The organism is Enterococcus sp. DIV1375a, assembly GCF_051712205.1.
GTDB lineage: Bacteria > Bacillota > Bacilli > Lactobacillales > Enterococcaceae > Enterococcus > Enterococcus faecalis.
Map to the genome: position 1 here is coordinate 195054 of NZ_JBIOOM010000001.1, position 9947 is coordinate 205000.

6 protein-coding genes and 1 rRNA gene (1 of these 7 only partly in view) are annotated in these 9947 nt (G+C 41.3%); all 7 read left to right on the forward strand.

Annotated elements, in window-relative coordinates:
- Positions 1-24: 24 nt before the first annotated feature.
- A complete protein-coding gene (gene tilS / locus IGJ63_RS00945) occupies positions 25-1413 on the forward strand; it encodes a tRNA lysidine(34) synthetase TilS (RefSeq protein ID WP_101732084.1) in 1389 nt (462 codons plus the stop codon).
- Between the two features lie 18 nt (positions 1414-1431).
- The gene (gene hpt, locus IGJ63_RS00950) at positions 1432-1977 is read left to right on the forward strand and encodes a hypoxanthine phosphoribosyltransferase (protein ID WP_002356260.1); all 546 of its coding nucleotides are present in this window, start codon (positions 1432-1434) and stop codon (positions 1975-1977) included.
- 93 nt (positions 1978-2070) lie between these two features.
- Complete coding sequence (ftsH, locus tag IGJ63_RS00955) at positions 2071-4221, forward strand: ATP-dependent zinc metalloprotease FtsH (protein ID WP_010783049.1); 2151 nt, start codon at positions 2071-2073, stop codon at positions 4219-4221.
- Between the two features lie 161 nt (positions 4222-4382).
- Positions 4383-5279, forward strand: coding sequence for an Hsp33 family molecular chaperone HslO (gene hslO / locus IGJ63_RS00960; protein WP_101732083.1), 897 nt, complete (start codon positions 4383-4385; stop codon positions 5277-5279).
- Positions 5280-5290: 11 nt separating this feature from the next.
- Positions 5291-6289: a tRNA dihydrouridine synthase DusB gene (dusB, locus tag IGJ63_RS00965; protein WP_002356263.1), complete on the forward strand. Its 999-nt coding sequence runs from the start codon at positions 5291-5293 to the stop codon at positions 6287-6289.
- Positions 6290-6382: 93 nt separating this feature from the next.
- Positions 6383-7879, forward strand: coding sequence for a lysine--tRNA ligase (gene lysS, locus IGJ63_RS00970; RefSeq protein ID WP_002359372.1), 1497 nt, complete (start codon positions 6383-6385; stop codon positions 7877-7879).
- 650 nt (positions 7880-8529) lie between these two features.
- Positions 8530-9947 (forward strand): 16S ribosomal RNA (locus tag IGJ63_RS00975) (it continues 143 nt past the right edge of the window).

The following is a 9947-nucleotide window of genomic DNA, read 5'->3' on the forward strand; positions in this document are numbered from 1 at the left end:
CTAAGGAAGAAAGAAGGGCGAACAATGTTTTGGCAGTTTTATAAACGAGGAAAAGAACAAGGATTTTGGCAACCGCATCAAACAATCGTGGTCGCCGTTTCTGGTGGTGTAGACTCCATGGCCCTTTTGACGTTAATGGAACAGGTGGCAGAAAAAGAACAATTACAATTGGTTGTTGCACATGTCAATCATCAATTGCGAGAAGCGTCGGCACAGGAAGCGCAATATCTCGCTACCTATTGTCAGCAGCGAGAGCTAACGTATTATGAAACACGTTGGGAAGACCTTGAAAAGCAACGGAATTTAGAAGCAAAAGCGCGCACATTTCGTTATGAATTTTTTAAAGAAGTCATGGAAATTGAAGGTGCGGCGGTCTTAATGACGGCACATCATCTAGACGATCAAGCGGAAACGATTTTAATGAAACTGATTCGAGGAACTAATTTTTCCCATTCCGCAGGCATTAAAGAGAGACGTCCTTTTGCGACAGGGGAATTGATTCGTCCGTTACTCATTTATCCAAAAGAAGAATTGTATCAATTTGCACAGCGCCAAGCATTCGTTTATTTTGAGGACGAAACGAACCAAACCAATGAATATTTGAGAAATCGACTCCGTAATCAGGTTTTGCCGCTATTGAAGCAGGAAAATCCGCAATTCTTAGATCAGATTGCTTCTTTTAGTAATGAACAACGTTTTGCCCAAGAATTTATTCAGGAACAAATTGAGCCTCAATTATCTGAAGCCGTAGAACCGACCCAACAAGGCTGGCGCATTCCATTGAAGAGATTATTAAAAGAAACGCCTGCGTACCAGCACTTCTTTTTAACTGCGTTTTTCCAAAAAACATTAGTTCCGTTAGGAGTTTCGTTAAACCAACGCCAGATGACACAAATTTTAAAAGTTTTGAATGATGAACGCCAACCGCAAGGCTCGGTTATGTTAGAACAGCAATGGCAACTAGCTAAAAGTTACGATTGGCTGTGCTTAGAACAAAAACAGGCTGCACTGCGAGAAGAAGTTACACATTTATTAGTACCTGGTGCGGGGATTTATTTATCGGAAACCGAGTGGCTAGGATTAATTGCGACAGACAAACCGTTTCCTCTTCCTGAAGAGATTAATCAATGGGCGGGCCAGTTGTTGGCAATCCCGTTGACCACAGCCACACCTTTGACCGTTCGTCATCGCCAAAGTGGTGATCGGATTACATTAAAACCAGGGTTTACGAAAAAATTAAGCAGAGTTTTTATTGATCAAAAAGTGCCAAATGAAGCGAGAGAGAGTGCTTGGGTCATTACGGATGAGCAAGAGGAAATCATTTGGGTACCAAAATTTGCAAATTCCTATTTGAGTATTCCTTTAGAAACTGATAAAATACACTACAGACTCCTTTTTAAGACAAAGGAGTAATGCTGAAAGGAGCGCACTATGATAGAAAAAGATATTGAGAAAGTCCTAATCTCCAAAGAAGAAATTCTTGCGAAGTCTGCAGAGCTTGGCAAGCAACTGACAGAAGAATATCAAGGGAAAAATCCTTTAGTGGTCGGTATTTTAAAAGGTGCAGTACCATTTATGGCTGATTTGACTCGTGAAATCAATACTTATTTAGAATTGGACTTTATGGATGTATCTAGCTACGGCAACGCGACAGTTTCTTCAGGCGAAGTAAAAATTGTCAAAGACTTGGACACAAATGTCGAAGGTAGACATATTTTAATCGTAGAAGATATCATCGATAGTGGTCGTACATTAGCGTATTTAGTAGATTTGTTTAGATACCGTAAAGCTGCATCTGTGAAAATTGTTACCTTATTAGATAAACCAGAAGGCCGTGTAGTAGACATTAAAGCTGACTACGTAGGGTTTGATGTGCCCAATGAGTTTGTGGTCGGTTACGGATTAGACTATGCAGAAACGTACCGCAACTTGCCTTATATTGGCGTTTTAAAACCTGAAGTTTACGAATCAAATTAATATCTATCAAGGAATTAATTGTGTTACAATGTAAAGGTCAGGATTGATAAAAGAATAACATGAATTGTAATGATGAGCATAAGGAGGACAGGCATGAACAAAAAGAATAATGGCATGAAAAATGGTTTATACTACGTCTTAGTAGTACTTGCCATGGTCATGGTTGTCTATTTCATTTTTGGAAATAACAACCAACAATCGCCAGACATCGATTACTCAACCTTCCAACAACAATTGGAAGACGGAAAAGTCAAAGACATGACCATTCAACCAACCAATGGGGTTTACCGGATTGAAGGTCAGTATAAAGAAAAACAAGAAGTGAAAGACACAGGTGGTCTGTCATTGTGGGGCTCAACGCAAGCGTCGTCAAAAGGCTTCACAACAACCGTTTTACCTAGTGATACAACCTTAGCTGGCATTCAAGATGCGGCACAAAATAACAAGGTGAAGCTAGTTGTCAAAGAACAATCAACAAGTGGTGCTTGGTTGTCACTGTTGTTTAGTTTCTTACCATTAGTGATTATTTTCTTCTTCTTCTACATGATGATGAGCCAACAAGGCGGTGGCGGCGGTGGCCGTGTGATGAACTTCGGTAAATCCAAAGCCAAAGAAGCCGATAAAAAAGCTAACCGTGTCCGCTTCTCAGATGTAGCTGGTGCGGAAGAAGAAAAACAAGAATTAGTTGAAGTAGTGGAATTCTTAAAAGATCCACGTCGTTTCGCTGAATTAGGCGCACGGATTCCTGCGGGCGTACTATTAGAAGGACCTCCAGGGACTGGTAAAACGTTACTTGCTAAAGCCGTAGCAGGTGAAGCAGGTGTGCCATTTTACTCAATCTCAGGTTCAGATTTCGTTGAAATGTTTGTCGGGGTCGGTGCTAGCCGTGTCCGGGATTTATTTGAAACAGCGAAGAAAAACGCGCCTGCGATTATCTTTATCGATGAAATCGATGCAGTTGGTCGTCAACGTGGTGCTGGTATGGGTGGCGGACACGACGAACGTGAACAAACCCTTAACCAATTATTAGTTGAGATGGATGGTTTTGATGGCAATGAAGGAGTTATCGTAATTGCTGCAACGAACCGTTCAGACGTGTTAGACCCAGCGTTGTTACGTCCAGGTCGTTTTGACCGCCAAATCTTGGTAGGACGTCCAGATGTCAAAGGTCGTGAAGCGATTTTACGTGTTCATGCGAAAAACAAACCGTTAGCTGATGACGTTGATTTGAAAGTTGTTGCACAACAAACACCAGGTTTTGCTGGTGCTGATTTAGAAAATGTCTTAAACGAAGCAGCCTTAGTTGCCGCTCGTCGTAACAAGAAAAAAATTGATGCTTCTGATGTGGATGAAGCCGAAGACCGCGTAATTGCTGGTCCAGCTAAAAAAGATCGCGTGATTAATAAAAAAGAACGCGAAATGGTGGCTTACCATGAAGCAGGACACACAATTGTTGGTTTAGTCTTAAGCCGTGCCCGCGTTGTCCATAAAGTAACAATTATCCCTCGTGGTCGCGCAGGCGGTTATATGATTGCTTTACCAAAAGAAGATCAATTCTTAATGACTAAAGAAGATATGTTTGAACAAATCGTTGGCTTACTTGGTGGACGTACAGCAGAAGAAATTATCTTTGGCGTTCAATCAACAGGGGCTTCAAATGACTTTGAACAAGCAACAGGGATTGCCCGTAGCATGGTAACGGAATATGGAATGAGCGACAAATTAGGACCTGTTCAATATGAAGGAAACCATCAAGTCTTTGTCGGTCGTGATTATGGTCAAACAAAAGCTTACTCAGAACAAGTGGCGTTTGAAATCGATCAGGAAGTTCGCCGTATCTTAATGGATGCTCATACAAAAGCGCATGAAATTATCGAAGCACACCGTGAACAACATAAACTAATTGCTGAAAAACTATTAGAATATGAAACATTAGATGCAAAAGCAATCAAATCATTATTTGAAACAGGTAAAATGCCTGAAGGTGCTGACAGCGACTATCCTAGTGAAAAAGAAGCGCAAACATTCGAAGAAGCAAAACGTGCTTTAGAAGAAAAAGAAGCGCAAAAACAAGTTGAAGAAAAGCAAGACTTTGAAGAAGCGAAAAAAGAATTACATGATGAAGCAGAAGAAGTCAAAGTAGAAAGCGAACAAACAGAAAAAGAAGTCCAATCTGAAGAGAAAAAAGATTCAGATTCCAATTCTGAATATGATCGCAATAACTACGAAGATCGTTATAAATAACCAATTAGTAGAAGGTGCAGTATTTGTCGAGATGACGAATACTGCACCTTCTATAATATTAAGATATTCTATAGAAGGAAGATTATTTGGTTGAAAAAACACCTGATTCCTAGTATTATCTGACTAATGGACAAAAAAGCACCAAGAGAAGAGGAAAAAGAATGGAAGATTATTTAGTAAAAGCCCTTTGCTATAAAGGTTCAATTCGAGCATATGCCATCAGTGCCACTGAAACTGTTAGCGAAGCGCAAAGAAGACATGATACATGGAGTTCTTCTACCGCAGCGTTAGGGCGCACATTGATTGGAGCCCTTTTACTAGGAGCGACTTTAAAAGGTGACGATAAATTAACTGTAAAAGTACAAGGGAATGGCCCAGCTGGCGCTATTATTGTCGATAGTAATGGCCGTGGAGAAACAAAAGGCTACATTAAAAATCCACATGTCAGCTTAAAGTTGAATGCAACAGGTAAAATTGATGTACGTGGCGCTGTCGGTAACGAAGGAATTTTCACAGTCATTAAAGATTTAGGATTAAAAGAAACCTTTTCTGGACAAACACCTATTGTTTCTGGTGAAATCGGTGAAGACTTTACATATTTTATGGCGGTCTCTGAACAAGTTCCTTCAGCTATCGCTTTAGGTGTATTGGTGGACACGGATGAATCTGTGAAAGCAGCCGGTGGTTTTATGATTCAAGTAATGCCAGGTGCCGATGAAAGTACCATTGATTTTATTGAACAGCGTCTAGCGGAAGTGCCACCGATTTCACAATTACTAGAAAATGGAGAAACACCTGAACAAGTCTTGTATCGCTTATTGGGAGAAGACGAAGTAGAAATTTTAGAAAAAATGCCTGTACAATTTAAATGTGACTGTTCCAAAGAAAAATTTGCGACCGCTTTGATTGCCGTTGGGATCGATGAATTAAATGCGATGATTGATGAAGATCATGGAGCAGAAGCAGTTTGTCAATTCTGTAACAATAAATATCACTATAGTGAAGAAGAATTAATTGAACTTCGCGATGAAGCGATTCGCAATACGAAACAAAAGTAGGAGGAAAGACTATGTGGAAAATTGGAGACGTTGAAATCCCCAACCGTGTTGTCGTAGCTCCGATGGCGGGTATTAGTAACGCCGCTTTTCGTGTGACTGTAAAAGAATTTGGCGCAGGATTAGTCGTTTGTGAAATGATTAGTGATAAAGGGATTAAATTAAGAAACAAAAAAACCTTAGAAATGCTATATATTGATGAGCGAGAATATCCTTTAAGTGTACAAATTTTTGGTGGAGATAAAGAAACATTAGTGGAAGCTGCTAAGTTTGTGGAAGAAAATACGCAAGCGGCGATTATTGATATTAACATGGGTTGCCCTGTCAATAAAATAATTAAAGCTGAAGCTGGTGCGAAATGGTTGCTGGATCCGAATAAAGTGCATGAGATGGTTCACGCAGTCTCTTCGGCAGTTTCTTTGCCTGTCACTGTAAAAATGCGAACAGGCTGGGATGAAGATCATCTATATGCTGTAGACAACGCTTTGGCTGCCGAACAAGCAGGTGCTTCGGCAATTGCTATGCATGGTCGGACACGTGTCCAAATGTACGAAGGGACAGCCAACTGGGACGTTTTAAAGGAAGTGAAAAAGCATTTAACCATTCCTTTTATGGGAAATGGCGATGTCAAAACGCCTGAAGATGCTAAACGCATGTTAGAATATGTTGGAGCGGATGGTGTGATGATTGGTCGAGCTGCTTTGGGCAATCCTTGGATGATTCAACGGACGAAAGAATACTTGGAAACGGGCGAATTGATGCCTGAGCCTTCACCAGCTGAAAAAATCAATATTGCAAAAGTTCATTTACAACGATTAGTGGATTTAAAAGGCGAAAAAATTGCGGTCCGTGAGTTTCGCCAACATGCTTCTTACTATCTAAAAGGAATCTCGCGAGCAGCCAAAGTGAAAGTTGCGATTAACCAAGTCGAAACACAACAAGCAGTTGTCGATTTACTGGATGCCTTTGTAGAGAAAATTTCCAAAGTTGCTGTAACTACTATAGAAGAATAAAAAATTCAAGCCGAAAGTAAAATTCGGCTTGCTTTTTTTCGAATTACTGTGGCATTATTAGGATAGGTTAAAATCAAGAATGGAGGAACAACAATGGCAGAAGAACAACAAGCGCATTTAGAGGATTTAAATGATCAAATGCTCGTGCGCCGCGAAAAAATGGAAGCTTTACGTGAAGAAGGGATTGATCCTTTCGGTAAACGTTTCGATCGCACTCATAATTCAGCAGAACTTCATGAACAATATGATAATCATACAAAAGAAGAACTTAGTGAAATGAATACAGAAGTCAGCGTTGCTGGACGTATGATGACAAAACGTGGTAAAGGAAAAGCTGGTTTCGCCCATTTGCAAGACCGTGAAGGCCAAATTCAAATTTATGTTCGGAAGGACCAAGTTGGAGACGAAGCCTACGAACTATTTAAACATGCTGACTTAGGCGACTTCTTTGGTGTGACAGGTCAAGTAATGAAAACCAATACGGGGGAAGTTACTGTTAAAGCTCAAACAATTACGTTATTAACTAAAGCTTTGCGTCCATTGCCAGATAAATACCATGGATTAACGAATGTGGAACAACGCTATCGTCAACGCTATTTGGATTTAATCAGTAACAAAGAAAGTTTTGATCGTTTCATGAAACGCAGTCAAATTATTAGCGAAATCCGTCGTTATCTAGATGGCAATGGCTATGTCGAAGTAGAAACGCCTGTCTTGCATAACGAAGCAGGAGGAGCTGCTGCTCGTCCGTTTATCACACACCATAATGCATTAGATATGGACTTATACTTACGCATTGCCCTAGAGTTACATTTAAAACGTTTAATTGTCGGTGGCATGGAAAAAGTATATGAAATTGGTCGTGTCTTTCGTAATGAAGGAATCGATACCACTCATAACCCAGAATTTACAATGCTAGAAGCTTATACCGCTTATACTGATTATCAAGATGTGATGGATTTAACAGAGGGAATTATTCGTAATGCTGCGGAAAAAGTCTTAGGAACTACTGATATCACGTACGATGGTCAAGCTGTTGACTTAGGAAGTCCTTTCAAACGTCTACACATGGTAGATGCGGTCAAAGAACAAACGGGCGTAGATTTTTGGCAAGAGATGACGATAGAAGAAGCCCGTGCGTTGGCTAAAGAACATAATGTTGAAATTACAGATGCGATGACAGTCGGTCATATCATTAATGAATTTTTCGAAACATTTGTAGAAGATACATTGCAACAACCAACATTTATTTATGGTCACCCAGTCGCTGTTTCACCATTAGCGAAGAAAAATCCAGAAGATGGTCGTTTCACTGACCGCTTTGAACTATTTATTATCGGAAAAGAGTTTGCTAATGCATTTACAGAATTAAATGATCCGATTGACCAACGTGAACGTTTTGAAGAACAAGAAAAAGAACGGGAACAAGGAAATGATGAAGCACACGGAGTAGATGAAGATTTCATCGAAGCCTTAGAATATGGCTTACCACCAACCGGAGGATTAGGTATTGGGATTGATCGACTAGTTATGTTATTAACCGATGCACAATCAATTCGTGATGTATTATTATTCCCAACAATGAGATAAAAAAAGATGCCTTAAGGGCATCTTTTTTTGTATTCGCAAAAAATTAAATAAAAAAGAATAGAAAAACAATTGAAACCAATTCTTTTTTTCTAAAAAAATCGAAGATGAGTAATAAAAAGAATGGGTAATATGATAAAAAAACGAACTTTATCTAATCGGATAAGAAAGAATAATCGGTATTGAAAAAAAGTTTAAAAAAAGTGAAAATAATGATTGACCAATGCTTGAAATCTTGGTATATTATTACATGTCGCAAGGCGAGTCACACAGCTGAGCGATTCAGAAATCAATAATTAAATAACAATTCTTGATTTCAAATCTCTCGAAAAAAGTTTGAAAAAACAACAAAAAAGTTGTTGACAAATAACAAGCGAGATGATAAGATATAGAAGTTGTCACAACAGACAACAACAACCGAGCAAAACAACTTAAAGAACTTTTTTAAAAAAGTTCTTGACATTCAAACGAAAGTTTGCTATGATATAAAAGTTGCTGCGAGGTAACGTAGACCTTTGAAAACTGAACAAAGAATAGACGAACCAAATGTGTAAGGCGTTTTGATTCAATTCAAGACAACAAACATTTTTAACAAGCAAGCAATATGCTAGCAAACAAATTGAGCTTAACAATCGCAAGATTGTTCTAACTTTTATTATGAGAGTTTGATCCTGGCTCAGGACGAACGCTGGCGGCGTGCCTAATACATGCAAGTCGAACGCTTCTTTCCTTCCGAGTGCTTGCACTCAATTGGAAAGAGGAGTGGCGGACGGGTGAGTAACACGTGGGTAACCTACCCATCAGAGGGGGATAACACTTGGAAACAGGTGCTAATACCGCATAACAGTTTATGCCGCATGGCATAAGAGTGAAAGGCGCTTTCGGGTGTCGCTGATGGATGGACCCGCGGTGCATTAGCTAGTTGGTGAGGTAACGGCTCACCAAGGCCACGATGCATAGCCGACCTGAGAGGGTGATCGGCCACACTGGGACTGAGACACGGCCCAGACTCCTACGGGAGGCAGCAGTAGGGAATCTTCGGCAATGGACGAAAGTCTGACCGAGCAACGCCGCGTGAGTGAAGAAGGTTTTCGGATCGTAAAACTCTGTTGTTAGAGAAGAACAAGGACGTTAGTAACTGAACGTCCCCTGACGGTATCTAACCAGAAAGCCACGGCTAACTACGTGCCAGCAGCCGCGGTAATACGTAGGTGGCAAGCGTTGTCCGGATTTATTGGGCGTAAAGCGAGCGCAGGCGGTTTCTTAAGTCTGATGTGAAAGCCCCCGGCTCAACCGGGGAGGGTCATTGGAAACTGGGAGACTTGAGTGCAGAAGAGGAGAGTGGAATTCCATGTGTAGCGGTGAAATGCGTAGATATATGGAGGAACACCAGTGGCGAAGGCGGCTCTCTGGTCTGTAACTGACGCTGAGGCTCGAAAGCGTGGGGAGCAAACAGGATTAGATACCCTGGTAGTCCACGCCGTAAACGATGAGTGCTAAGTGTTGGAGGGTTTCCGCCCTTCAGTGCTGCAGCAAACGCATTAAGCACTCCGCCTGGGGAGTACGACCGCAAGGTTGAAACTCAAAGGAATTGACGGGGGCCCGCACAAGCGGTGGAGCATGTGGTTTAATTCGAAGCAACGCGAAGAACCTTACCAGGTCTTGACATCCTTTGACCACTCTAGAGATAGAGCTTTCCCTTCGGGGACAAAGTGACAGGTGGTGCATGGTTGTCGTCAGCTCGTGTCGTGAGATGTTGGGTTAAGTCCCGCAACGAGCGCAACCCTTATTGTTAGTTGCCATCATTTAGTTGGGCACTCTAGCGAGACTGCCGGTGACAAACCGGAGGAAGGTGGGGATGACGTCAAATCATCATGCCCCTTATGACCTGGGCTACACACGTGCTACAATGGGAAGTACAACGAGTCGCTAGACCGCGAGGTCATGCAAATCTCTTAAAGCTTCTCTCAGTTCGGATTGCAGGCTGCAACTCGCCTGCATGAAGCCGGAATCGCTAGTAATCGCGGATCAGCACGCCGCGGTGAATACGTTCCCGGGCCTTGTACACACC